General features: G+C 34.8%; 24 protein-coding genes. 13 read left to right on the top strand and 11 right to left on the bottom strand.

Annotated elements, in window-relative coordinates:
* Position 1: 1 nt before the first annotated feature.
* The 6 genes from ACZZZT_RS09085 to ACZZZT_RS09060 form a co-directional block, all read right to left on the bottom strand.
* On the bottom strand, positions 2–1,237 hold the full coding sequence (locus tag ACZZZT_RS09085) for a glycoside hydrolase family 27 protein (RefSeq protein ID WP_463460127.1): 1,236 nt from the start codon (positions 1,235–1,237) through the stop codon (positions 2–4).
* Between the two features lie 88 nt (positions 1,238–1,325).
* Positions 1,326–2,597, bottom strand: coding sequence for a fasciclin domain-containing protein (locus tag ACZZZT_RS09080; RefSeq protein ID WP_463460126.1), 1,272 nt, complete (start codon positions 2,595–2,597; stop codon positions 1,326–1,328).
* Positions 2,598–2,676: 79 nt separating this feature from the next.
* Complete coding sequence (locus tag ACZZZT_RS09075) at positions 2,677–3,735, bottom strand: IPT/TIG domain-containing protein (RefSeq protein ID WP_463460125.1); 1,059 nt, start codon at positions 3,733–3,735, stop codon at positions 2,677–2,679.
* Positions 3,736–3,753: 18 nt separating this feature from the next.
* Positions 3,754–5,313, bottom strand: coding sequence for a RagB/SusD family nutrient uptake outer membrane protein (locus ACZZZT_RS09070; RefSeq protein ID WP_463460124.1), 1,560 nt, complete (start codon positions 5,311–5,313; stop codon positions 3,754–3,756).
* Between the two features lie 10 nt (positions 5,314–5,323).
* A complete protein-coding gene (locus tag ACZZZT_RS09065) occupies positions 5,324–8,491 on the bottom strand; it encodes a SusC/RagA family TonB-linked outer membrane protein (RefSeq protein WP_463460123.1) in 3,168 nt (1,055 codons plus the stop codon).
* Between the two features lie 307 nt (positions 8,492–8,798).
* On the bottom strand, positions 8,799–9,677 hold the full coding sequence (locus tag ACZZZT_RS09060) for an AraC family transcriptional regulator (protein ID WP_073395391.1): 879 nt from the start codon (positions 9,675–9,677) through the stop codon (positions 8,799–8,801).
* A gap of 302 nt (positions 9,678–9,979) precedes the next feature.
* On the opposite strand from ACZZZT_RS09060, the gene ACZZZT_RS09055 reads away from it, so the two are divergent.
* From ACZZZT_RS09055 to ACZZZT_RS09005, 11 genes are all read left to right on the top strand, one after another.
* The gene (locus ACZZZT_RS09055) at positions 9,980–11,110 is read left to right on the top strand and encodes a glycoside hydrolase family 26 protein (RefSeq protein ID WP_463460122.1); all 1,131 of its coding nucleotides are present in this window, start codon (positions 9,980–9,982) and stop codon (positions 11,108–11,110) included.
* 114 nt (positions 11,111–11,224) lie between these two features.
* Entirely contained in the window at positions 11,225–11,848 is a 624-nt protein-coding gene (locus ACZZZT_RS09050) for an MFS transporter (protein ID WP_463460121.1), read from the top strand.
* The gene (locus ACZZZT_RS09045; RefSeq protein WP_463462403.1) at positions 11,734–12,588 is read left to right on the top strand and encodes an MFS transporter; all 855 of its coding nucleotides are present in this window, start codon (positions 11,734–11,736) and stop codon (positions 12,586–12,588) included. The genes ACZZZT_RS09050 and ACZZZT_RS09045 overlap by 115 nt, the downstream gene beginning before the upstream one ends.
* Positions 12,589–12,642: 54 nt before the next feature.
* Entirely contained in the window at positions 12,643–13,155 is a 513-nt protein-coding gene (locus tag ACZZZT_RS09040) for a hypothetical protein (RefSeq protein ID WP_463460120.1), read from the top strand.
* On the top strand, positions 13,083–13,832 hold the full coding sequence (locus ACZZZT_RS09035) for a glycoside hydrolase family 130 protein (protein WP_463460119.1): 750 nt from the start codon (positions 13,083–13,085) through the stop codon (positions 13,830–13,832). Before ACZZZT_RS09040 ends, ACZZZT_RS09035 begins: the two co-directional genes overlap by 73 nt.
* A 6-nt stretch (positions 13,833–13,838) precedes the next feature.
* A complete protein-coding gene (locus ACZZZT_RS09030) occupies positions 13,839–14,399 on the top strand; it encodes an AGE family epimerase/isomerase (protein ID WP_463460118.1) in 561 nt (186 codons plus the stop codon).
* The gene (locus ACZZZT_RS09025) at positions 14,396–15,031 is read left to right on the top strand and encodes an AGE family epimerase/isomerase (RefSeq protein ID WP_463460117.1); all 636 of its coding nucleotides are present in this window, start codon (positions 14,396–14,398) and stop codon (positions 15,029–15,031) included. Before ACZZZT_RS09030 ends, ACZZZT_RS09025 begins: the two co-directional genes overlap by 4 nt.
* A gap of 2 nt (positions 15,032–15,033) precedes the next feature.
* Positions 15,034–16,263 carry a glycoside hydrolase family 26 protein gene (locus ACZZZT_RS09020; RefSeq protein ID WP_463460116.1) on the top strand — a complete coding sequence of 410 codons (1,230 nt, stop codon included), beginning with the start codon at positions 15,034–15,036 and terminating at the stop codon, positions 16,261–16,263.
* Between the two features lie 336 nt (positions 16,264–16,599).
* Complete coding sequence (locus tag ACZZZT_RS09015; RefSeq protein ID WP_463460115.1) at positions 16,600–17,430, top strand: glycoside hydrolase 5 family protein; 831 nt, start codon at positions 16,600–16,602, stop codon at positions 17,428–17,430.
* Positions 17,382–17,882 carry a glycoside hydrolase 5 family protein gene (locus tag ACZZZT_RS09010; protein ID WP_463460114.1) on the top strand — a complete coding sequence of 167 codons (501 nt, stop codon included), beginning with the start codon at positions 17,382–17,384 and terminating at the stop codon, positions 17,880–17,882. Before ACZZZT_RS09015 ends, ACZZZT_RS09010 begins: the two co-directional genes overlap by 49 nt.
* Positions 17,883–17,986: 104 nt before the next feature.
* The gene (locus ACZZZT_RS09005; protein WP_463460113.1) at positions 17,987–19,966 is read left to right on the top strand and encodes a glycoside hydrolase family 97 protein; all 1,980 of its coding nucleotides are present in this window, start codon (positions 17,987–17,989) and stop codon (positions 19,964–19,966) included.
* 71 nt (positions 19,967–20,037) lie between these two features.
* Here the strand turns inward: ACZZZT_RS09005 and ACZZZT_RS09000 are convergent, their stop codons facing one another.
* Complete coding sequence (locus ACZZZT_RS09000; RefSeq protein ID WP_463460112.1) at positions 20,038–20,994, bottom strand: aldo/keto reductase; 957 nt, start codon at positions 20,992–20,994, stop codon at positions 20,038–20,040.
* Positions 20,995–21,106: 112 nt separating this feature from the next.
* Between ACZZZT_RS09000 and ACZZZT_RS08995 the strand changes: the two genes are divergently transcribed.
* Positions 21,107–21,337: a DUF433 domain-containing protein gene (locus tag ACZZZT_RS08995; RefSeq protein ID WP_463460111.1), complete on the top strand. Its 231-nt coding sequence runs from the start codon at positions 21,107–21,109 to the stop codon at positions 21,335–21,337.
* A complete protein-coding gene (locus tag ACZZZT_RS08990) occupies positions 21,337–21,672 on the top strand; it encodes a DUF5615 family PIN-like protein (protein ID WP_463460110.1) in 336 nt (111 codons plus the stop codon). The genes ACZZZT_RS08995 and ACZZZT_RS08990 overlap by 1 nt, the downstream gene beginning before the upstream one ends.
* A gap of 145 nt (positions 21,673–21,817) precedes the next feature.
* On the opposite strand, the gene bglX is transcribed toward ACZZZT_RS08990, so the two are convergent.
* The 4 genes from bglX to ACZZZT_RS08970 form a co-directional block, all read right to left on the bottom strand.
* Positions 21,818–24,115, bottom strand: coding sequence for a beta-glucosidase BglX (gene bglX / locus ACZZZT_RS08985; RefSeq protein WP_463460109.1), 2,298 nt, complete (start codon positions 24,113–24,115; stop codon positions 21,818–21,820).
* 292 nt (positions 24,116–24,407) lie between these two features.
* Positions 24,408–25,799 carry a sialate O-acetylesterase gene (locus ACZZZT_RS08980; RefSeq protein ID WP_463460108.1) on the bottom strand — a complete coding sequence of 464 codons (1,392 nt, stop codon included), beginning with the start codon at positions 25,797–25,799 and terminating at the stop codon, positions 24,408–24,410.
* Positions 25,789–26,052, bottom strand: coding sequence for an SGNH/GDSL hydrolase family protein (locus ACZZZT_RS08975; RefSeq protein WP_463460107.1), 264 nt, complete (start codon positions 26,050–26,052; stop codon positions 25,789–25,791). The genes ACZZZT_RS08980 and ACZZZT_RS08975 overlap by 11 nt, the downstream gene beginning before the upstream one ends.
* A 2-nt stretch (positions 26,053–26,054) precedes the next feature.
* Positions 26,055–26,876, bottom strand: a complete 822-nt coding sequence (locus tag ACZZZT_RS08970) for an SGNH/GDSL hydrolase family protein (protein WP_463460106.1) — start codon at positions 26,874–26,876, stop codon at positions 26,055–26,057.
* Between the last annotated feature and the right edge of the window lie 48 nt (positions 26,877–26,924).

The following is a 26,924-nucleotide window of genomic DNA, read 5'->3' as shown; positions in this document are numbered from 1 at the left end:
TTTACGGAATTAATCTCAGTGTAATTACATCGTGAGCAACAAGATCTGAAACGAAATTTTTCTTTGTGTTTCCAATTTCTTTATTTTTCCAAAGATCTTTTAATTTAAAAACTGTCTTGTTGAAATCGGCTTCATAACCAAAATCTGCATCCTTAATAATATGTTTTTTCCAATCGAAATTGATCTTTTTAGCAACATCGCTTCTGTTTAAGAAAGTTACAGCCCAATTTCCATCCGATAAAGGTTTAACCCAAACTTCTAATCCATCTTCAGCAGAATATTTAAATCCCTGAATCCCTAATTTATCCTGATCGACAGCTATTAATTCTTTATTAGTCAAAATTGCCAATGTTTCTTTTGACATTTTTCTGAAATCATTTCCCGCAACAAGTGGAGACGCCATCATGCACCACATAGCAAAATGTGATTTATCTTCGGTATCATTCATTTCGTTTCCAACTTCCATCATGTCAAAATCGTTCCAATGATCGGGGCCAGAATATTTACGAATGTCTTTTCGCATTTCGACGATTTTCATAAATCCCCAGGATGACCAATTTTCAGGATGTTTGAATTCACAATCAAAACAAGGATATATATCACCTGAGATTCTCCAGAGATTTCCAACTGGTTTTCCCCATTCCCAAGGCTGATTGTCTCCCCATTCGCAAAGACTGAAAACAATTGGTCTTCCGGCAGTTTTAAGCGCATTGCTCATTGTTGTGTATGCTTCTGGCGCGGTAATTCCTTTTGTATTACACCAATCGTATTTTAAAAAGTCTATTCCGAGTTTGGCATAAAAACGGGCATCCTGATATTCGTATCCACGTGTTCCGGGATAACCGGCACAGGTTTGAGTTCCTGCACAATTGTATAATCCAAACTTTAAACCTTTGCCGTGAACATAATCGATTACAGCTTTCATTCCGTTAGGAAACTTTACAGGATCTGGAACCAAATCTCCGTTAGCATCGCGTTCTTTGGTCATCCAGCCATCATCAAGTACAATATAATTATAACCTGCAGCAGCCATTCCCGAAGAAACCATTATATCAGCAGTTTCTTTTACCAGTTTTTCATCAATATTGGTTGCAAAAGTATTCCAGGAATTCCAACCCATTGGCGGAGTCATGGCCAAACCTTCAAATTTTCCTCCAGATTGTGTATGTGTATTCCCTTGGCTAAAGCCTAAAAATGAAATACTTAATATGAATATTAAAATTATTCTTTTCATCATAAGTGAATTTAAAAATATACTATAAAAAAAGTATTCCCTAATTGAGTAGATTAGGGAATACTTAAAACAAAACTCAAAATATATAATCTTATAAAAATCCTATATCATCAAAATAAAGAATGCTTGGATTTCCTGGATCTACCGTAATTCCGTTGGAATATTCTTTAATAAAAAGCGTATTAAAAGTTGCGCCAACTTTATCTGTTTTCAAGTCAGAGAACGGAATAGAAATATTATTCCATTGTCCGGCTGTTAATGTAACGGTTGTCCCAAACTCATCGGCAAAATCAGAATTTAATGAAACTAAGATTTTAGTACTTTGGGTTGGATAAACAGAAATTTTTAAGTAGCCATAATCAGCTATATTTAACGTATTGAATCCAATATTAAAACCACTCCATGCATCGGCATATTTTTCAATTGCATATGTTCCTCTGCTTACTTTTACCGTACTTTGAAAATCAGAAGATCCTCCCCAGCCTCCAGAAGATTCTGGTGTTGCAGATCCTGAAAAATCATCTCCGTAAAGTAAAAATTTAACTCCAACAGTGGCCGTATTTGAGGTACCAAAAGCAGTTTGTACCTTTATAAGTGCATAAGATCCAAAATCAGCAGGAACAGTAACCTCAATTTTTGAGTTTGAAACTGTTTTGAATGTAGCCTCTTCTTCTCCAAATTTCACTGAAGTTACATTTACAAAATTGGCTCCATTAAGTATTAAAACATCACCAGGAGAAGCAAAAGCCTGCGAAACACTTGTAATTGATGGTGATGGAGGAATTAATGAAATGACATTATCCAGAACATGAACAAACCCATTTGTTCCATAATAATCCAGACCAACTGCTGCTTTATCAGAACCATTAACTTTTAGAACACCTTCTTCAACTTTTACATCAAGTAAGTATAAATCTGAATTTGCGAGGTTTGCCAATGTTGTTAATTGGCCGGTTTCCAGATAATCTGCTTCAACTCCTGTTAACTTTCCTACTCGTTTTTTGACACCTTTTACAACATGACTTAAAACGATTTGTTTTAAAACATCGACAGGAACGAGATTAATATCAGGATAACCAAGTGTATTTACATAACCGTTTTTTACAAGAAATGCTTCAAATACGGCATCTGTTGGTACAAAAAAGGTAAAACTATCTGCGGTATCTAATGTTGTCTCTAATTTTGTTAATCCAATTGCTTTATAATAAAGACTTAGATTCGTATTTGCTTTTAGTAAGCCGTAAACCGAATTATAATTCTGCTCTGCGCCACCAACATCCGGCAGTGAATCGTCGCATGAAGCCGCCATGGCAACCAAACACAAACACATTGCAATTTGCTTAATTTTATATATTATTTTCATAAGTTTATTTTTGATATTAAATCACTTTCTAAAAGATTCCAATTCAATAAATGAAAATCATTAGAAAGTTTTTAAATTATTATTTTAAGATAAAACCAAAATCATCAATAAGAATTGTATTTCCTCCAAAATTTCCAGACTCCTGAAACGTAATTTCTGTTATTTCTGTTGGATTTCCCACTGCACTAAAAGGAATTTCAATATAAGTCCAATCTGTTTTGAATGCTAAACTGAATGTTGCGCCATAATTTCCGTTTACGATCATATTCGCTGTTCCTGTTTTTTCTCCTTTTAAATTAATCCTAATACCCTTGTATTTAGTCATATCCACCTTAGTTTTGTCGATACCAACATACAAACCATTCCATCCGCCAGCTTTCCATTGAATACTTTTAGTTCCTTGCTTAGCATCTTTATCATAAGCTACATTATAACCATCGGCAGCATTCCATAAACCATCATATGCTTTTATCGAAGTATAAGCATCATCGTAAATAGCGCTTCCAAAAGATTGTGATGCAACAGTAGTTCCTGAAACATTCGTTATTGATAAGTTTTTATATTGGATATCATTTGGAACCTGAACTTTAATTTCTGTCAAAGTAGAAGATATTGGTTCTACAGTAGTAGTGCCAAAATTAACTACAGGTCTAAGAAAATATTCTCCTGTTATGGTAATAATATCACCTGGATTTGGGTTAATTGGAAAACCATTAATATTAGGAAATGGAGGTCTTATTTTTACATTATATACTAATGTACCAATGTTGGTTACGATTTTTAATTCGTCCATTTCATTGTAATACGGTGTTTTTTGATCTACACTAACTACAATAGCATTATCAGTAACAAAAGTTGGATTAAAAGTAGATTCTAATCCATTAAAAGAGATCGATTTTAAGGTTGCAAAACCGGAACCTCTAATAATATACGTATTTCCTGCATTAATGACATCAGTAGGTACATCAACTTGTCTGTCACCTTCTATTAAAGGATCATCAATAACTGATTTGCTAATTCCGGTAACGGCTAAAGTACCTGATGAACCTCCATCATCATTGGAGCAAGCACTTAGTAAAATTAAAATTGAAGCCAGAAAATAAAACTTCAACAACATTATATTTTTTAGATTTTTCATAATTGTTTTCTTTAAAGTTTATTTAAAAACATAAGGAACCGGAGCTTCTTTTAATTTTGGATTTTTTCTAACATCATTTGCTGGTTTAGGAAAAATAAAATCTGTTTCTACCGGCGTATAATGTTTTACTCCTTCATAATCCGAACCTCTGTCTTGTTTCGAAATAATATCAATTGCCTCTGCTCTTGGTAATCTGCCTAAATCATACCAATACTCTCCCTCAAAAGCAAATTCAACTCTTCTTTCATGAAATAAACCTGTATGTGTCAAAGGTGTATTTGCATCTAATTCGCTCAAACCTGCTCTTTTTCTAACAAGATTGTAAGATGCTTTTGCAGCAGCATTATTAGTTTCATCTGCACCTGCCATAATTGCTTCGGCATGAATTAATAAAAGATCAGCGTAACGCATGATATAATTACAATTACTCATAGACGCCCAGTTGTCTGCAGGTCCCGTTTCTCCGGTAGCCTCACCTACAACATATTTTTTTACTGCCGCACCTGTTGCATCCAAAGCGCTTGGATATTTTGTTTTATCAAGGGTGAAACCAACAACGCCGTCTCCTTGCATTCCAGGATATGTGTCACCGTAAATCATATAAGATTCTTTCCTTCTTACATCTCCGGTTTCAAATGCTTCCTGAATATCATTTGAAGGAACGTAAACAGCTCCATAAGATGCATTGTTTAAAATTTCCAAACCATATTGAACATTCGATGGATTCCCAGCCTGATACTCATTTACAGCACCAGACCATTGCCATGAATAAATAGACTCTTCGTTATTGTTTTTGCTTGTTAAAAATAAATCTGAATAATTTGGTACAAGTGCAAACTCGCCAGAATTAATTACTTTTTCTGCCATTGTTTTTGCATTTGGATAATCTTTTTGATAAAGATAAATCTTTGCCAAAAATGCTTCAGCAGTTCCCTGAGAAACAAAAACATTTTCTGAACTTGCGCCTCTGGCTCTAACTTTTGCTTTAAGATTTGCTGCTGCATATTTTAAATCATTTTCAATAAATTTATATACATCTTCAATTCTGTTATTGTTTACCAACGGATTTTTTGCAAGCGCTAAATTATCCTCAATAATTGGCACAGGACCAAATAAACGAACTAAATAGAAATAAGAAATTGCTCTGAAAAAATGCGCTTCTGCAATTGTATTTTTAATTACATCAGGGCTTACACCAGCTTTAGCATTATTATTTAAATTATTAATCAAATCATTTGATTGCGCAATAACTCCAAAACATGATCTCCAAGGATCTGATAATATATAACTATCAGAAGTTAATTTAAACTGAATAACTTCATTTCCGTCAACATTAGACCAGCAATTTCCCGAAGACATTTCTGAAAGTGCAAAAAAACATTTTGTAAAAAATGGCGCCCACATTCTTCCATACATTCCATAAGTAGTACGCTGAACTTGTTCATCTGATGTATAAAAGTTATCACTTACATAACCATCCTGAGTAGGTCGATCTAAATAATCTTCACTACATGAAGCAGATAAAGTAAGCAAAACGCAAAGCGCTACGCTTTTAAAATTTATTTTATATATTTTCATAATCGTTTTATTAAAATTCTACATTCATTCCTAAAGTAATTGTTCGGTTCGTTGGGTAACGTCCGGAATCAATCCCGCTCAATAAAGCATTTTGGTTATAATCTCCAATCTCCGGATCATAACCCGTGTATTTTGTGAAAGTGTATAAATTTTGAACACTTGCATAAAATCTAAGTTTACTTAATTTAGTTTTAGAAATAACATCCGATGGTAAGCTGTAAGCGAAAGTTAATTGCGAAATTTTCAAATAAGAACCATCTTCAACATAACGGTCAGAAATTGCAATATTTGGATGTCCGTCTCCACCATCAGGTCTCGGATATTTAGCATTCGGATTATCCGGGGTCCAAAAATCAGCAGCTTCAGCCAATTGGTTTTCATATAAACGCTGATTTTTTGTAGCAGCTCTTCTGGTAAGGTTCATTACTTTATTACCTTGAGATCCTGTAAGGAAAATGGTAAGATCAAGATTTTTGTATCTAAATGAATTCGAGAAATTATAAGTAAATTTAGGTGCCGGATTTCCAATATAAGTCAAATCTTTTTCATCAATCAATCCGTCTTTGTTTTGATCTACATACTCAACATCTCCCAAAACACTTTTTACTGCTTTGTTTCCTGTAAATGGAATTGGTGCATTTGCCAATTGCTCATTTGTTCTGATAATTCCAACCGTTTGATAGCCGTAAAACTGACCTATTGGCTGACCAACTTCACTTTTTGTTACCGTTTTTGTGGTATAACCATTAACCTGAACATCTTTAATTAAGTCAAAGTTATCAACCAGACTCAATAATTTATTGTTGTTTTTTGCGAATGTAACCGTAGCATCCCAAGAAAAATCTTTACTAAAATTGTTAGAATATTTTAAAGTAGCTTCGATACCTTCATTTCTTAAACTTCCTAAGTTTACTGTAGGAGCCGCCAAACCACCTTGATATTGTTCTAAACCTGTAACATAAGTTGGCAAAGGCAATACAAACAAAAATCCTGATGATTGTTTTCTATATACATCTACACTTGCATTTAATTTAGATTTAAACAAACTAAACTCTAATCCCAGATTGGTATCTTCTGCCGTTTGCCATGTCAAATCAGGATTCGCAATATTACCTGCCGTAAAGAAATTTCCTAAAGCCGATTTAATGGTTTGGATGTTAGAAGCGTATAATCCGCCGCTAATATTTTGGTTTCCTGTTTCTCCATAACTTGCTTTCAATTTAATATTATCTACAAAGTCTTTTGTTCCTTCCATGAATTTCTCATTAGACAATTTCCAAAATCCTGAAATCGAAGGAAAGTAACCCCATCTTTTATCTTCTGCAAAATTAGAACTACCGTCAGCTCTTATTGTAGCCTGCAAATAATATTTATTGTCATAATTATAGTTAAGAGAACCTGCAAAAGAGTACAAAGCATTTGCACCTTTATATTCGCTCGCTACCAAAGTCTTTTGATCTCCAAGGTTTATAGAGTGTACATCATTACTTAACAATCCGCTTATAGACTGGCTTCCGCCAAACCAATGAGAATCGTTTGCTTCCTGAATCCCCATTAAAGTAAAATTATGTTTTCCTAAAGAAGTATTGTACGTCAACATATTTTTAAGCGTTAAACCATACCAGGTATTCGCTCTTTCCTGAAGATGATTAACTTTATTTACAGCTGCTCCCCATGTATAAGTAGGCTGAAATCCATCAAAATTTTGAATATTGGTAGAACCACCAAAATCAAAACGATAATCCAATCCTTTAGCCAATCTAATGGTAGAATAAAAATTACCCTGAAAATTCTTTTGAACTAATTTATTGGTATTCATCAAAGTACTTGCAACCGGATTAATCCAGGCTCCCTGCGATCCGTCTTTTGGCGGACCAGCATAAGTTCCGTCTAAATTTTTAACCGCAACATCAGGAGTCGATAATATTGTAGTACCAATAATACCGTCGCTATAGCCTTCGATAGTTATATTTTGATTTGTTATACCAGCTGTTATAGAAACGCCCATTGTTAACCAATCTTTTACCTTTGATTCCAGATTAGTTTTAAAAGTATATCTTTTAAAATCAGATCCAATAACAACACCTTCCTGATTTAAATATCCACCAGAAATATAATAATTATTGTTATCTTTTGCTCCTGAAAAAGACAATTGGTGACTGTTCATTAAAGCAGTTCTGTATATTTCGTCCTGCCAGTTTGTCCCACTACCCAAAACAGAAGGTACTGCAAACTCATCTCTTGGCGCAACACCATAATAACTTGCCAATGCATTTTGCTGTGTGGCGTATTGGCTTAAATTCATTGTATCCAGCAATCTCGTAACCTTTTGAGTAGAAAGTGCTGTGTCATAAGTTATTTTTCCTGTACCTTTTTTACCTCTTTTAGTCGTAATAATTACAACTCCGTTTGAAGCTCTTGAACCATAAATTGCAGTTGCTCCGGCATCTTTTAAAATATCCATGGTTTCAATATCACTAGGATTCAAAAAAGCTAGTGGGCTATTGGTTACAGAACCTGTATTTGTACCTATATAACCACTTACAATTGTTCCTCCAGTTGACTGATTTGTTGCATCTCCTGAAATAGGAAGCCCATCTACAATATACAAAGGTTCATTTGATCCGCCTAAAGAGGCAGCACCACGAATTTTTACAGAAACATTTCCTCCTGGCCTGCCAGAGTTATTTGTAACTACAACACCTGCAGCTCGTCCTTGCAATAATTGTTCTACCGTAACTTGTTGGGAATCTTTAAAATCTTTGGCTGTTACAGTAGAAATTGAACCTGCAACATCTTTTCGTTTCTGGCTTCTATATCCTACGTTTACAAGTACTTCACGCAAATCTTCAGCACTAAGCTTTAGAACAACATTTATTTTACCTCCGCTTTTAACGTTTATAGTTTGGGAAACGTATCCAATAAATGAAACCGAAATATTTGAATTTGCAGGCACATCAATAGAATAATTTCCATCAAAATCTGTAGAGGCAGAAATTTTACTTCCTACGACCATTATATTGGCTCCGGGTATAGAAAGTCCCTGAGCATCAGAAACTATTCCTGTTACTTTTACCTGAGCCGTAACAAAATTACATGTCAGTAACAAGAATAAAATCAAAGGAACTAATCTGTGGTTAGCGTTCCAATGAATGAAGTTAGTCATTAGTCTTTTCATAATAAATGTTTGGTTAGTTTAAATTTGTTCTTCATAATTCAGTAAAAGGGTTGTGGTTTACTTTCTAAATTATTTAACAAATCTATAACACAAGAAACGATTAAATTAATAGTATTATATCATTTGATGATAATATTTTTACTATAGCGCTTTAAAAAAACATATATGAAAAATAAAATGAATCTTTTTTGCATTATTCGCAACGACCTACCCTTAAACAACTTGAAATTATAAATAAAAATTAACGAATAAGCGAAATGCAAACGTTTTCGTTAAAAATAATATTTGTTTGTGCAAAAAAGTATCACTATAAAATTCGCTTTAATCCAGAAAAATCTTCCCTATACTGACTTGGTGTACAATTTTTAGTAGCTTTAAAACTACGATTGAAGTTGGCAATATTATTAAAGCCTGATTTAAAAGCAACTTCAGAAACGCTCATGTCTTTTTCAACCAGCCAGCGAGCCGCATATCCTATCCTAATATCATTGATATAATTGACAAAAGTTTTCCCGGTGCGTTTTTTAATGAATCGGTTAAATGAAATAATAGACATGCTCGCAACATTAGCAACATCCTCTAAGGTGATCTTTTCAGCAAAATGTTTTTGCACATATTCATAAACCACTTTCATTTTATCATAATCATCAAACGTATCATAATCTACTGTATAAGTAGAAAGCAGTCGCTGATTTCTGGAATTTGCCAAATCATATAATAAGGAAGTAATTTCCAAAAAGTAGTCCATACCATCTAGTTTTGAGAGCTTTACTAGTCTTGGCGTTAATTCTTCAGTAACTTTTTTAGAGAATAAAATACCATGAATCGATCGATTAAACATATCACGGATCGGATTCATAATTCGTCTCGACAATAAAGATTCATGAAATAAATCATTATGAAACTGAATTGTAATTTCGTGGATTTTTTTGCTTGTACATTTATTAAGTTCCCAGCCGTGATATAAATTTGGGCCAATTAAAACCAGTTCGACATTGTCAATTTCCTCAATATTATCTCCAACAACCCGCTTCACTCCTTTTCCATTTAAAATAAAATTGATTTCAAATTCAGGATGATAATGCACCGGAAAATCAAAATTATCTTTTACTCTGTCAAACACCAAAAAGCTGTCTCCCGCAGAAAGCGGAGCAATTTCTCTGTAAAAATTCTTAGCATTACTCATCCTGAAAACTGTTTTATAAAATGATATTCGATTTTTTTATTTGCAATAATATGATATATAATTGATAAAATAATATTAAATAGACGATAAACATCCGTTTATCTTTGAAAAATAGAATTATCATTATTTCAAAAACTACATCAATAATAAACATTAATCATTTTTAATATTATATCTTTTTAAAGTTTTAATAATTTTATACAAAAAACAATATCAAATTAAAGATCAAAAATTGAACTATAAAAAAGTCATTATTAATTTGCCTTTTTATATCATATTACAGGAAAACAACTAATTCTAAAATGAAAAAAAACATAATAACCCTAATAATTGCAGTATTTATAGGCGGTTCTTGTTCTTCTCAAAATAATAAGGCTAATACTAATTTGTCACTTTCAGATCAAAAAGCAACACCTGAAACCATTTCTTTATACAAAAAACTTAATAAACTAAGTCAGAAAGGATTTCTTTTTGGGCATCAGGACGATCTTGCTTATGGCGTAAAGTGGAAATATGAAGATGGCAGAAGCGATATAAAAGATGTTGTTGGAGATTATCCCGGAGTTTATGGCTGGGACTTAGCGGGTCTGGAGAAAGACAGCCCTAATAATATCGACGGAATTCCATTTGCCAAAATGAAGCAATATATAGAACAAAGTCACGAAAGAGGTGGAATTACAACTATAAGCTGGCATTTTGACAATCCTGCAACTGGAAAAAGTGCTTGGGACAACACCCCAAATTCATTGAAAACAATTTTACCAGGCGGAGAAAATAATCAGAAGTTTACCATTTGGCTAGATAAAGCTGCCGCTTATTTGTTATCCTTAAAAGATAAAAAAGGAAAAAACATTCCGGTTCTTTTTAGACCCTATCACGAACTTACCGGTGGTTGGTTTTGGTGGGGAAAAGGAAACTGCACGCCGGAAGAATTTAAAGCTGCATGGAAATTTACCTTTGAATATTTACAGAAAAAAGGAGTTCACAACCTAATTTATGTCTACAACACAAGCAGTTTCAACACAAAAGAAGATTTTTTAGCTCATTATCCCGGAGACAATTACGCAGATATGATAAGCTTTGATTCTTATCAGAATAATGACGACAAAGAGGGACAAAAATTCATCACCGAAGTTCAAAATCAGCTGAAAATCATTAACGAAATTGGCATTGAAAAGCACAAATTAATTGCTGTTGCAGAAGCAGGCTATGAAGCAATTCCTGATCCAAAATGGTGGACAGGAACTTTACTTAAAGCCATTGGGGATTATAAAATATCGTATGTTTTATTATGGCGAAATCACGGCTGGCAGGAAAAAGAACAAAAAATGCATTATTACGCACCCTATACCGGACAAATAAGTGAGAAAGATTTTGTTGATTTTTATAATTTGGACAAAACTTTATTTGAGAAGGATATCAATAAAAATTGAGAATTAAAAATTAAAAATCCGCTTAAATCCGTGTCATCCGCGTGCTAAAAATTCAACACATAGAAATCACAACAACTAACCAAATCTAAATTACAACCAATAAAAAAAACCTAAATGCACGATAAAATTAGTTTAAAAGAAAAAATAGGTTACGGTCTTGGAGATGCTGCATCATCCATGTTCTGGAAAATTTTCAGTATGTATCTTTTATTTTTCTATACCGATGTTTTCGGATTGGCGCCTGCCGTTGTAGGGACCATGTTTTTGATTACCAGAATCTGGGATTCTTGTTTTGATCCGATTGTGGGAATCATTGCCGACAGAACAAAAAGCAAATGGGGAAAATTCAGACCCTATTTATTATGGGTTGCCGTGCCTTTTGCCGTAATTGGCGTATTAACTTTTTACACACCTGATTTTGACGAAAAAGGGAAAATAATCTACGCTTACGTAACGTACTCGGCCATGATGATGATTTATTCTTTAATCAATGTGCCATATGCATCACTTTTAGGCGTAATGTCATCTGACAGAAAAGAAAGAACCACATTATCATCTTACAGAATGGTTTTTGCCTTTGGCGGAAGTCTTTTGGCACTTTGGCTAATCGAACCTTTAGTACAATATTTCGGCGGAAGCCTAAACTCCAAAACAGGCTGGCTGGCAACAATTTCCGTTTTTGGAGTTATAACAACAGCTTTTTCTGGGGATGTTTTTTCTTTACCAAAGAAAGAGTAAAACCAATTGATGATGAACAAGCGAATTTAAAAGAAGACTTAAAAGATCTGCTACAAAATAAACCGTGGTGGATTTTACTCGGAGCCGGAATTGGCGCTTTGGTTTTCAATTCCATTCGTGATGGAGCAGCCGTTTATTACTTTAAATATTATATAAGCAGCAGTGTAAACTTCGATTTTTCACTTTTCGGAACCGATTTTCATATGACGCCAACTTCTATTTATTTGGTTCTAGGACAAGCAGCAAATATCATCGGAGTTATAATTGCAACGCCAATTGCAAATAAAATTGGCAAAAAGAAAACCTTTTTTGGTGCTATGGCTTTGGCCGCACTTTTAAGTCTAGTTTTCTATTTCTTCGGAAAAGAAGATGTTTTCTTAATCATGAGTTTCCAGATTTTAATAAGCATTTGTGCGGGTTGTATTTTCCCTTTAATCTGGTCTATGTATGCAGATAGTGCCGATTATTCAGAGTGGAAACAAGGCCGCAGAGCCACAGGTTTGGTTTTCTCTGCCTCCTCAATGTCACAAAAATTTGGCTGGACCATTGGTGGTGCGGGAGCAGGATGGCTTTTAGGATATTTTGGTTTTCAGGCCAACGTAGAACAAACCGTCGCAACTCAAAACGGAATTCAATTAATGTTAAGCATACTTCCTGCCCTGGCAGCATTTATATCAGTCGCTTTTATTTTTTCTATCCTTTATCTGAAGAAAAACTTCAAACGATCGAACAGGATTTAAATGAAAAAAGAGACCTGACTAATTAAAATATTACGGATACAGAAATCGATTTATATGACTACAATAACATCTTCGACTATTTTTAAAGACAGAAAAATAGCATTAGAAAAAGAACATACAACACTGATTGAGCAAAAAAATAAGCCTCAGGATCAGGCAGGAAACGGTATATATGAACGTTACAAAAACCCGGTTGTGACAGCAGCTCACGTACCATTAAACTGGCGTTTTGACCTCAACGAAAAAACAAATCCGTTTTTACAGGAACGAATTGGCATGAATGCCGCTTTTAATGCCGGAGCCATCAAGTGGAACGGAAAATATTTACTGGCCGTTCGTGTTGAAGGAATTGACAGAAAATCTTTTTTCGCTATAGCGGAAAGTCCAAACGGTATCGATAATTTTAAGTTCTGGGAAAAACCATGTGTAATTCCACAAACTGAAGAACCGGACACCAACGTTTATGATATGCGTTTGATCAATCATGAAGACGGTTGGGTTTACGGTATTTTTGTACTGAAAGGAAAGATCCAAAAGCACCAAAAGGGGATACCAGTTCGGCTGTAGCCAATGCCGGAATCGTACGCTCAAAAGATTTAGTAAATTGGGAAAGATTGCCCGATTTAATTTCAAATACCGGACAACAGCGCAACGTGGTTTTACATCCTGAATTCGTAAACGGAAAATATGCCTTATACACACGTCCGCAAGATGGATTTATTGATGTTGGTGCCGGTGGCGGAATTGGCTTAGGTTATATTGAAGATATGACAAACCCAATTGTTAAGGATGAAAAAATCATCTTCGGAAAACAATATCATACCATTTACGAATTGAAAAATGGTCTTGGTCCTGCTCCTATCAAAACAGAAAAAGGCTGGCTGCATTTAGCGCACGGCGTTCGTAATACCGCTGCAGGTTTACGCTACACACTTTATATGTTCATGACAGATTTGCATGATATTACAAAAGTAACACACGTTCCAGCAGGTCATTTTATGGGGCCTGAAGGCATTGAAAGAGTTGGCGATGTATCGAATGTTTTATTCTCAAACGGATGGATTGAAGATACTGATGGAACTGTTTACATCTATTATGCTTCATCAGATACGAGAATGCATGTGGCCGTTTCATCAGTTGCAAAACTGGTTGATTATGTTACCAATGCTCCCGCAGATACTTTTATTTCTGCAGGATCTGTAAAAACGATCATCAATCAAATTGAAAAAAATAACGCAATATAATTCACCGTGTCAACAAAACTAAAGCAACTTAAAACCGAATTATCAGCTGAATTGGATTCAATTTTAGACTATTGGTCGAAAAATTCAATCGATACTAAAAATGGTGGTTTTATTGGTCAGATTGATAACGATGAAAATGTTATTGAAGATGCAGAAAAAGGTTCTGTTTTAAACGCCAGAATTTTATGGTCGTTTTCGTCAAGTTATCAAATCACAAAAAATGAAGAACATAAAGAAATTGCAAAACGCGCTTTTGAGTTTCTTTCAGCCTATTTTTATGATGTTGAATTTGGCGGATTATTTTGGAGTATCAATGTTGATAAATCACCAAAGGACACAAAAAATCAAATCTACGCTTTAGCTTTTGCCATTTACGGACTGTCTGAATATTATGCTATTTCTAAAGATGAAAAAGCTTTGGCAATAGCAATAAATTTATATTTAAGAATAAAGAAAAATAGTTACGACCCAATAAAAAAAGGCTATCTGGAAGCTTTTACAAGAGATTGGCAATCTATCGATGATTTGCGTTTGAGTGAAAAAGATGCCAACGAAAAAAAACAATGAACACACATTTGCACATTGTTGAAGCATACGCAAATTTGTTTAAGGTTTGGAAGGACAAAACCCTTCAAAAAGATATTGTCGAATTATTACAAACTATAGAAGAACATTTCATCAATACCGAAACCGGACATTTACGTTTGTTTTTTGATGAAAACTGGATCGAAAAACCAGATGTAATTTCATACGGTCATGACATCGAGGCAGCGTGGCTTTTGCTGCAATGCGCCGAAATTTCTGAAGATGAAAATTTAATCGCCAATTACAAAAAACACGCCATTCAAATGGCAGAAGTGACCAAAGAAGGTTTAGATACTGACGGCGGTTTATGGTACGAATTTGATCCCGAAAAGAATGAATTAATTGCCGAAAAACACTGGTGGGTTCAGGCCGAAGCTTTAATTGGCTTTTACAACGCTTATCAATTAACAGGAAATGAAATTTATTTAGACATAGTTTTAAAAAACTGGGATTTTATAAAAAACCACATTCTGGACACTAAAAATGGCGAATGGTTTTGGGGAATTTACCGCGATAATTCCCTTATTGAAAAAGACAAAGCCGGATTCTGGAAATGTCCGTATCATAATAGCCGGGCTTGTATGGAACTTATTCACCGCATTAAAACAGCATAAAAATGAAAAGTACTTTTCTCAAAATAGCATTTTTAAGTCTTTTTGTTTTGGCTTTTATAAATTGTTCTTCGGATAAAGAAACAGATAATGAAATCATCGTAGATCCTCCTGTGCAGGATGATGCTTTGACAACGCAAAATGTTACCAATTATATGGTTGATGCTAATGCAACTAAAGAAACTATAGCTTTATTTTATAACTTAAAAATACTTGCAAAAACAAAAGTTGCTATTGGTCAGCAAGATGCTTTTAATAGTTTTTACCAAGATGCTGCGGGCGACTCTGACATTAAGAAAAATACAGGTTTTGATCCAGCCGTTTTGGGTTCTGATTTTATGTTTATTACCGATAAAAACAACAATAATCAGGCTGATAACTGGTTTTATCAACAAGAATTAAAAATTACAAATGATGTGAAAGTTGCTTACGCCAAAGGCATGATAAATACTTTTAGCTGGCATTTGAGAGAACCTAACAATGAAGATTCTTTTTATGCTGCCGATATGACATCGGAACAAAAAACCACTGCTTTTAAAAGTATTTTGCCTGGCGGAGCAAATCACGAATGGTACAAGAAAAAACTCGATAAAGTTGCCAGCGTTGTTTTAAATTTAAAAGGCGCAAATGGAGAATTGATTCCAGTAATTTTTAGGCCATTTCATGAATTTGACGGAAGCTGGTTTTGGTGGGGCGCTAATTTTTGTACTGCTGATGAATACAAAACCGCGTATCAATTTACGGTTGATTATTTGAAAAACACAAAAGGAGTTCACAACATTTTATATGCATTTTCGCCTGACAACTCCTATACTACAGAAACCAATTATTTAAGCCGATATCCAGGAGATAAATATGTAGATATTCTGGCAATGGATAATTACGGAGATTTTGATAATCAAGGTTCTGCCGGAGCTGCAAAAGCAAATTTGAAACTAAAAACTATTTCTGATCTGGCGAAAACGAAAGTAAAAATCGCCGCTTTGTCAGAAACTGGTTTTCGCGTTACAAGTTCTAATTCGCCTATAACGGATTGGTTTTCGTATTATTTATATAGTGCGTTAACATCAAATAGCGTAGAAATCAGTTATGTAATGTTCTGGAATAACAACACTGACGGTTATTATGTTCCGAATGGTGCTGTTTCGAATGCAGCTGATTTTAAAACATTTGCAACAAAGCCAAAATCGGCATTGGTGAATTCGTTGCCGAAAATGTATGAATTGCCGAAGTAAATTAGTACAGAAATAGCACGCGGATTTGACGGATTAAAACTAATTTACACAGATTTATTCTTATTTTTTGTTTTTTTGTCATTCCGAGGAACGAGGAATCTTCGTAAGAAGCTCGACAAAGATTGGCGATTCTCTGGATGGAGTTACTTGCGGAGATTCCTCGTTCCTCGGAATGACAAAACAGTGGAATTGGAATCAATTAACGAAACTGACAAAAAAGAACTTCTTATGAAACCTAAAGCCATAGCCCTGATAGAAGTGAAAATCCTTTTGTGAAATGAAATGGAACAAAAGATTGTAACGGATAGCAGGAAATAGCTCCTAAAAAAGATAATAATGAAAAACACATTTTTAAAAACCTTCGGATTAGCTTTATTTTTTTCTGTAGTCGCTTGTAACGCGCAGGAAAGAATTACGGTAAAAGGAACGCAATTTTATAAAGGCAACAAACCATATGCCTACATTGGAACAAATTATTGGTACGGAAGTTTGCTGGCTTCAAAAAAAGTGGGCGACCGAAAAAGATTGCTTCGCGAACTGGATTTGATGCAGAAAAACGGAATCGATAATTTGCGTATTTTGGTTGGTGCCGATGGCGGAAAATACGATTTTACGGTTCGACCGGCGTTGCAATATCAACAGGGAAAATATGATGATGATTTGCTTGACGGACTGGATTTTTTGATTGCTGAAATGAGCAAACGTAAAATGTATGCGGTTTTGTATTTGACGAATAACTGGGAATGGTCTGGCGGAATGTCTCAATATCTGGAATGGAATGGCAAAGGCGCAATTCCGGTTCCGAATATTGCTCCAAATACCTGGCCGCAATTTATGTCGTATACCGAACAATTTCATAGTTGTGAACCTTGTATGAAAGCTCTGGAAGATCATGTGAAATTTATTATTGGAAGAACAAACAACTATTCTAAAAAGAAATATAACGAAGACAACACCATTATGGCGTGGCAGGTTGGGAATGAACCAAGACTTTTTACGGTTGAAAACGAAACAAAATTTACGATTTGGCTAAATAATATTGTGAATTTGATTGATAGCTTAGATAAAAACCATTTGGTTTCGACTGGTTCTGAGGAAAAAACAGTTCGAATGACAGTATGGAAATTTTTGAACGTACACACCAGAATCCGAATATCGATTATTTGACGATGCATATCTGGCCAAAAAACTGGAATTGGTTTAAAGCAGAAAATACTGAAACCACAATGCCAAAAACAATCGAAAATGCAGGGAAATATATTGACGATCATATTAAGGTGGCTAATAATTTAAAAAGACCAATTATTATTGAAGAATTTGGTTTACCAAGAGAAAATGAAAATTTGAATGCGGGTGCTTCTTCTGTTTATCGCGATCAGTTTTACAGTTATATTTTTGGAAGAGTTCTGGAAAGTCATAAAAATGGCGGTCCTTTACAAGCAGCAAATTTCTGGGGATACGGTGGCGAAGGAAAAGCGGTAAACGAAACTGGAAAATGGAATCCCGGCGAACCCCTAACAACAGATCCTCCGCAAGAACCGCAGGGTTTAAATTCTGTTTTTAATGGAGATAAATCGACTTTGGAAATTGTGAAAAAATACAATAAACAATTGAAGTAGTTAAAATTTTAAACCATATAAGTTCATTTAAGAGATTATAAGCTGAACTTTGCGCGATTAACTAAATGAACTTATATCACTTATATGGTGAAAAATATTCCAACATGAAAAATCTATTGGCTCTTTTTTGTTTCTTTTTCTTAAACCTTTCTTTTTCACAGAAGAAACAAGACTTTGTTTTGAATTCTTCTAACGGAAAAATTGAAATTAAAATTGTTGTAAATGATAAAATTTCTTGGACAATTTCTCATGAAAAAGATTTGATTTTGGCGCCTTCTGAAATGTCAATGACTTTAGAAGGAAATACTGTTTTAGGAAAAAATGCTGTAGTTATAAATTCGAAAAAAGAAAGTGTTGATGCTTCATTTGAAACTCCGTTTTACAAAAAGAAATCGGTTCAAAATAAATACAATCAACTGGTTTTAGATTTTAAAAATGATTTTAGTATTGAATATCGTGTTTTTGACGATGGCGCTGCGTATCGTTTTATTACCAGAAAGAAAAAAGAAATTACAGTAATATCTGAAGAAGTTATTTTGAATTTCGATCAGGATTATAATTCTTTAATGCCGTATGTTCGTGATTTAAGAAATCCGAAAGATCCATTTATTTCATCATTTGAAGCGCATTATGAGAACAAAAAAATAAGCGAATTTGCAAAAGATACTTTGGCCTTTCTACCTTTTTTAATTGATTATAAAAATCGTAAAAAAGCGGTTTTTCTTGAGGCGAATTTAGAAGATTATCCGGGTTTATTTGTAACGAATAATAGTTCTAAATCTGGTTTTGAATCACGCTTTTCTAAATATCCGTTAAAAGAAACAAACGGTGGCTTTAACAACCTCAACAAATTAATTACTGAAAGAGCTGATTATTTGGTTAAAACCAAAGGAACCCGAGCTTTTCCGTGGAGAGCGATTGTGATTTCTGAAAATGATGCGGCTTTAGCTAATAATGATATGGTTCAGAAATCAGCTGAACCTTCAAAAATAAAAGACGTTTCGTGGATAAAACCCGGAAAAGTAGCCTGGGATTGGTGGAACGACTGGAACATTTATAATATCGATTTCAAAGCCGGAATCAATACCCAAACGTATAAATATTACATTGATTTTGCCTCAAAAAACAAAGTCGAATATGTGGTTTTGGATGAAGGCTGGAGTGTAGAAACCGACATTATGAAACACAATCCTAATGTAGATTTAGAAGCTTTAATCGCCTACGCGAAAGAACGAAACGTTGGTATTATTTTGTGGAGTTCGTGGATGGCGTTAAATAATAACATTGATGGTATTTTTGAGAATTACGCCAAACTCGGAATCAAAGGTTTTAAAGTTGATTTTATTGATCGTGATGATGCCAAAATGGTAAATTCAGTTTATGATATTGCTCAAAAAGCAGCCAATCACAAATTGCTTTTGGATTTTCACGGTATGTATAAACCAACAGGAATTCAGAGAACTTATCCGAATATTCTAAATTTTGAAGGCGTAAAAGGATTAGAAAACAATAAATGGACACCAAACGACGATGTTCCGTTATACGATACAACAATTCCATTTATCAGAATGATGGCCGGTCCAATGGATTACACACCGGGCGCAATGCGAAATGCCACAAAAAGCGAATTCAAACCGAGTCATTCTAATCCAGTAAGTCAGGGAACGAGATGTCATCAGCTGGCACTTTACACCATTTTTGAAGCGCCTTTGCAAATGATGGCCGATAGTCCGACAGCTTATATGAAGGAAAAGGAAAGCACTGATTTTATTGCTAAAGTTCCGACTACTTTTGATGAAACAGTTTCCTTAAATGGCGAAGTTGGAAAGTTTGTAACAATTGCCAGAAGAAAAGAAAACACCTGGTATTTAGGCTCCATTACCAACTGGGATTCACGAGAAATAACAATTGATTTTTCTTTCCTTCAAAAAGGCAAAAAATTCGAAGCTGAAATTTTCTCTGATGGATTAAATGCTGATAAAGCTGCAAACGATTATAAAAGAGAAATTATTACGGTTGATTCTAACACGAAATTAAAATATAAATTGGCAAGTGGTGGCGGTTTGGCAATGATTATAAAATAATATTCAATTCAACGTTACGTGTAAAACCCGACAGGTTTTAAAAACCTGTCGGGTTTGAATATTGTAATAAATTATTTCAAAATGCTTTCAATCGCATTCAATTCATCTGATGTAAAATCAAAAATTTGCAGACAATCAATATTATTATTTAACTGTTTTACAGAACTTGCGCCAATTAAAACTGAGGTAATTCGTTTGTCTTTCATCAGCCAGGCCAAAGCCATTTGTGCTAAAGATTGGTTTCTATTTTTAGCAATTTCATTCAGCTGAACTAATTTCTGAATTCTTTCTGCTGTAACCTCATTTTCTTTTAAATGCCCGTTTGGGTTATGCGCTCTTGAGTTTTCCGGAATTCCGTTTAAATATTTATCTGTTAAAAGTCCTTGTGCCAAAGGCGAAAATGCAATGCAGCCTACTCCTTTTTCTTCCAGAACATCTAGTAAACCGTTTTCAACCCAACGCTCTAACATGGAGTATTTTGCCTGATGAATTAAACATGGCGTTCCTAATTGTTTTAAAACATCAACTGCAACACGCGTTTGCTCTGCCGAATAATTACTGATTCCAACATACAATGCTTTTCCGCTTCTTACGGCGTAATCTAAAGCCTGCATGGTTTCTTCAATTGGCGTTTCGGGATCTGGTCGATGCGAATAAAAAATATCGACATAATCGACTTTCATTCTCTTTAAACTTTGATCTAAACTTGACAGCAAATATTTTCGGGAACCCCAATCGCCATAAGGTCCATCCCACATAGTGTAGCCGGCTTTGGTCGAAATGATGATTTCATCACGCAGATTTCCCTGAAAATTATGCCAAAGGATTTTACCAAAATTAGTTTCAGCAGATCCCGGAACCGGACCGTAATTATTGGCTAAATCAAAATGAGTGATTCCTTTATCAAAAGCCTCTACTGCAATACTTTCAGCATTATCAAAATTATCTACCGATCCGAAGTTATGCCATAATCCTAAAGAAATTTCAGGTAATAATAACCCGCTTTTTCCACATCTGTTATATTTCATTATTGTATTTTAAAGGTTGAAAGTTTAATAGGTTTTAAAGGTAAAAACAAACCGTATTATTTTAAAAGCAAATAGTGCTTTATTTTTGTAAATTTGTTTAAATAAAAAAATCATGGAAAATAACTGGCAAAATTTAATTTCAATTAATCCTGATATCCGATTTGGAAAACCTGTAATTACCGGAACCCGAATTTGTGTTGCAGATATTCTTTCATGGCTTTCAACCGGAATGTCTTTTGAAGAAATTATTGAAGATTTTCCTGAATTAAAAAAAGAAGATATTCTTGCTGCTCTGGCTTTTGCTGCAAATAGAGAAAACATCACAAAAATAATTGCAGCATAATGAAATTACTTTTGGATGCCAATATTTCATGGAGAATAATTAAACTTATAGCAAATGATTTTTCGGATTGTTTGCATTCTAATGAAATCAAACTACCTCAACCAGCAAAAGATATTGAAATTTGGGAATTCGCCAAAAAAAATGATTTTACAATACTTACACATGATGACGATTTTGAAAAATTATTACTTTTAAAAGGAGCTCCTCCAAAAGTAATAATTTTAAAAACCTTCAATAAAAACACAAAGCAAATTGCTGAGCTTCTAATTTCAAAAAAGGAAATTATTGAATCGTTTATTTTGAATGACGAATTGATGATTCTAGAAATTTATTAAATAAGATAACTCACTAAAAAAGAAATCGCCACGAATTCACGAATTTTTAAACAATCAATTCGTGAATTCATGGCGAAAAAAACTTTGCGCCTTTGCGCCTCTGCGAGATTAAAAACTTCGCGTCTTAGCGCCTTCGTGGCAAAAACTATTCTTTTATCTCAAAACCACTCTCCAAACCTTGATCAGAACTTCCTCCAACCATGATTTTAAAAGTTCCCGGCTCAACTAAATAATTTCCTTCATTATCATAAAAGCCAAGTTCTTTATTGGTTAAAGTAAAAGTTACCGTTTTAGTTTCTCCTTTTTTCAGGTTTACCAATTCAAAACCTTTCAATTCTTTTATCGGGCGAACTATACTGGCAAATTCATCGTGAATATATAATTGTACGACTTCTTTTCCATCATAATTTCCAGAGTTGGTAACGGCAACGCTAACCTGAACATTTTCTCCTTTGGCAAAAGCCGTTTTATTTATTTTTAAATCTTTATAATCGAATTTGGTATAACTCAATCCAAAACCAAACGGAAATTGAGGCGTTTTCTCCACATCCATATAATGCGACCAAAAAACGTTTTTATCGCTGTCAATTGGTCTTCCAGTACTGTATTTGTTGTAATAAATCGGTACCTGACCTACATTTCTAGGGAAAGACATTGGCAGTTTTCCACTCGGATTATAATCTCCGTATAAAACCTGCGCCACGGCATTTCCGGTTTGAGTTCCCAATTGCCACGCTTCAACAATTGCCGGAACATGCTCTGCAGCCCACGGAATACTTAACGGACGACCATTATTTAAAACCAAAACTATATTCGGATTCACTTTATAAGTTTCTTCTAATAATTCTTGTTGTAATCCCGGCAAATTCAAATCTGTTCTGCTTCTTCCCTCACCGCTTTGAAAACCGTATTCTCCCAAAACCATAACCACAACATCGGCATTTTTCGCTGCAGTTTTTGCTGCTTCAAATCCGCTTTTATCTGTTGTATTAAAAACTGTTTCTGTCAGGAAAGTAGCTTTTTGAGATAATAAATCGACACCTTTTTCAAAAGTTAATTGATTGTCTTTATATTGCTGCATTCCTTCTAAAACCGAAACCGCCGTATTATCATCAGCCGCAATTCTCCAGCTTCCAAGCGGACTATTTTTATCATTTGCCAAAGCCCCAATCAAAGCAATTTTTTGTCCTGATTTCTTTAGCGGAAGCAAATTCTTTTCGTTTTTCAACAATACAATCGACTTTTTGGCCATGTCTAAAACGCCTTCATTGTTTGCTTTACTTCCCACAACTTCTTTTTCGCGTTTCTCGTCACAATATCGGTACGGATCATCAAATAATCCCAATTCAAATTTCACGCGAAGAATTCTGCGGACGGCATCATCAACCAAAGCTTCTTTTACTTTTCCTTCTTTTACTAAACCAGTCAATTTCGCCACATACAAATACGACTCCATATCCATATCAGAACCAGCAATAACGGCTTTTGCAGTTGCATCGGCTTCGTCTTTTGCATAACCGTGGGCGATCATTTCGCGAATCGAAGCATAATCTGAAATTACAAATCCGTCAAACTTCCATTTACCTTTTAAAATGTCTCTTTGCAAAAAAACATTTCCCGTTGCAGGAACGCCATTCAAAGTATTAAATGAATTCATAAATGTTCGAACTCCAGCCTCTACAGTAGCTTCAAAAGGCGGTAAAACCGAATTATATAATTTAGAATTACTAATATCTACAATATTATATTCCAATCCCGCTTCAACATAACCATACGCTGCAAAATGTTTCGCACAAGCCGCAATCGTATTTACTTTAGCCAAATCAGCGGTTGTTTCACCCTGAAAACCTTTTACTCTCGCGTAACCCACTTTGCTTCCTAAATACGGATCTTCACCCGCACCTTCCATAACACGTCCCCAGCGCGCATCGTTTGCAACATCGACATTAGGTCCAAATGTCCAGTTTATTCCAGATGCCGAAGCTTCATCAGCCGCAATCGCCGCCGATTTTTTAATCGCTTCCAAATCCCAACTCGCTGCTTCTGCCAACGGAATCGGACTTAACGTTTTATAACCGTGAATAACATCAAAACCAATAATCAACGGAATTCCCAAACGGGTTTCTTCAACCGCAATTTTCTGAACAGCGCGAACCTCTTTTACGCCACGAACCGTCAGCATCGATCCTACCCATCCTTTTCGCAAATGTTCATATTTCAGTTCGGCTGTTCCGCCTTTTGGAGCCGGACCCGTTACATCCCAAAATCCATTGTATTGGTTCATTTGTCCCACTTTTTCTTCCAGCGTCATCAAAGGCAAAAGCAAATCGATACGTTGCTCAACGGTTTTATTTTTATCTAAATAAGGTTTTTTCTGTGCATTCATATTTCCAACTGTAAACAGGGCAAAAACCCCAATCGTTATTATTTTTTTATTTTTCATTGGTTAGTTAGTTTAGTAATTTGGGCGTGTCCCTCCGGGTCGGGCTATTCGCTACAAGTCCTCGCACTTCCTTCGTCAGGCTGTGGGCTTTCCACTGCTATCCCTCACGCGAACCAATACACAAGAGCTTTTCGAATTATTTCTTTTTCCACAAATCTTGTCATTTTGAGGAATAAGAAATAACAAACTTTGAGTACCTCACTTTACGGGACTTCGACTCTGCTCAGTCTGACAAAAAACAAAATAAGATCAGTGACAACCCTTTAAACCCGTAAAATCCGTGGCCAATTCTCTACTCGACAATAAAACAAGAAGCAGGCAAATTCACTTTATTAAACAAATCAGATTGTATGGTATTTCCCCACGCAAATCTCACTTTTGTTGGATTTGCAACTTTCTTGCTTATCAAAATCACCTGATTATTTTTTATTGAAGCTTCTGCAGGATAATAAACCTCATCGGCTCCAGAAACTTCAAATTGATTCGAGGTTTTGTTTTTAAAATGCAATCCTTCTGCATAATCAAAAGAAACTACTACTTTATTTTTCTCGACTTTAAAATCTTTAAAAAGTGGTCCGTTTACCAAATTAGAATTTAGTCCCGAAGCTTCGGGATAGATTTCGGCCAAAGCCAAATTTGCCAAACGAATTCCGACATCTTTTTTATTCTTTGGATGAATATCGATTGTGTCTGAAATATCAGAAGTCAGAACCATTCCGGTTTTTGGGACTTCTTTTAAAATTTTTCTTTGAGAATTTCTAACAATAACATTTGAGAAGTTATTGCTGCCCGTTTTGTACGGCGCAATTTGAACAAAATAAAAAGGAAATTCGTCCTGCCAAGCTTTTCTCCAGGACGTAATTAAAGCCGAAAGTGTTTTATCATAAACCAATGAACCAACATTCGATTCACCCTGATACCAAAGTGTTCCTGCAATTTTAAAACCCGTAATTGGATAAATCATCGCATTATAAGCACGTCCCGGTTGGCGTGGTCCGTATTCTTGTTCGTTGAGTTTTTTGGCATTTTCTAATAAAACAGGATCATTTTGCACGACTTCTTCCGGTATCCAGATTTCTGCCGGAGTTCCGCCCCAATTGGAAGAAATTAACCCGATTGGAACATTTTTTAAATCTTCTCTCAAACGTTTGGCAAAAAAATAGCCAATCGCGCTGAAGTTTTTCATCGTTTCCGGAGTCGATTCGACCCAATTTCCCAGCAAGTTATTTTGTGGCGTTGTCGCAGTTAATTTCGGAACGGTAAAAAATCTGATATTAGGATTTGCCGCATTTTTCATTTCCTCTTCGCCATTGTCAATTCCCCAGCTTGCAGACATTTCCATGTTCGATTGTCCCGTGCAAAGCCAAACTTCACCAATCAAAATATTTTTAAGAACAACTTCATTATATCCTTTTATCGAAATGGTAAAAGGTCCGCCGGCTTCTGGCGTTTTAATATGCAATTCCCATTGCGCCTGATTATTGGCGACCACTTTATATTCCTGATTATTCCAGCTCGAAACCAATTTGATTTCTTCTTTTGGACTTGCCCAACCCCAAATTTTGACTTCAGCATTGCGCTGTAAAACCATATTGTCGCCAAAAATATTCGGAAGTGTAACGTTTGCCATCATAGTACTGGAAATCAATAGAAAGAAAACAAACTTAAATATATTATTTTTCATTTAAGAGCTTTTTTAGAAATGGAGCATATTCAGCTGCTAAAACTTTGTGATCATTAACATCAGGATGCCCTAAACAACCTTTTGGAGTCATTGGTTTAAATTTAAAAATCAAGATTGGTTTATGTGTTTTGTCTTCCGCGAAAGCGTTTTTAACTTTCTTCAGACAATCTTCAAAAACTAATGCTCTTTCTCCGCCTACCATTGGGCTGTTTGTGATCACAATTTGTGCTTTCGGATTATGTTTGTACAACATTTTTATAAAGTTGATGTAATTCGAAACATATTTCTCCACATTAAAAGGCAGGCGCTCTTTTTTCCATCCCCACCAGAAAAATCATTGGTTCCCAAAGCAATACTGATAATATCAGGCTGAAAAGCAAAATCATATTTAGGTTTAGAATTGTCTTTGGTTAAATACAAATTCTCGTAAACATCAGGCATTATCGCTTCGTCTTTGTTCTCGTCGTTCCAGTTTCTATACATTCCAATTCCGGAAACAGAGCTTACCAAATAATCAACATCAATTTTTCTTGAAATTCTGGGGCCATAAGCAAAATAACCATTATGATGATCCATATATTCTCCCTTATCGCAATCAACTGAATCACTCGCAGCAGCGCAAGTAATAGAATCGCCAATAAATTCGATTTTCTTTTTCTTCTTTGTAGAAATTGAAGTCAGTTTTGCGGTTGTCCCGGCAAATAAAATATTTCCGCTTTGAGCTTCGGTATTTTTATAAATTTCAAGTCTATGAACTTTTTTGTTAGTTGTAGTTTTTATTGGAAAAGACTGAACTGCGCCTTTTTCAATTCTTATTTTTCCCAAATATTTTCCGTCTAACACCAACGAAACATAATTATGATGTCCGTACGAATCAACACTTTGAAGCGAAACTGAACATTCAGTTCCAGTAAAATTAAATGAAACAGAAGAAGCTGTTCCAATTAAAATTACTTTATTATTTTCAAGTTTATCAACTCTGCCGTGATAAAGAAATGTATTGGTTTTGTTTTGAGATTGAGAAACAACCGAAACCATCAAAAACAGAATTAAAAGCGGTATTTTTTTTAGAAACATAATATTATTCGTTAAATCTAAATGAGATTCACAAATATATCTGAAATA

This window comes from Flavobacterium sp. AC274 (assembly GCF_979258275.1).
This window is presented reverse-complemented; position numbering and strand designations above follow the sequence as displayed.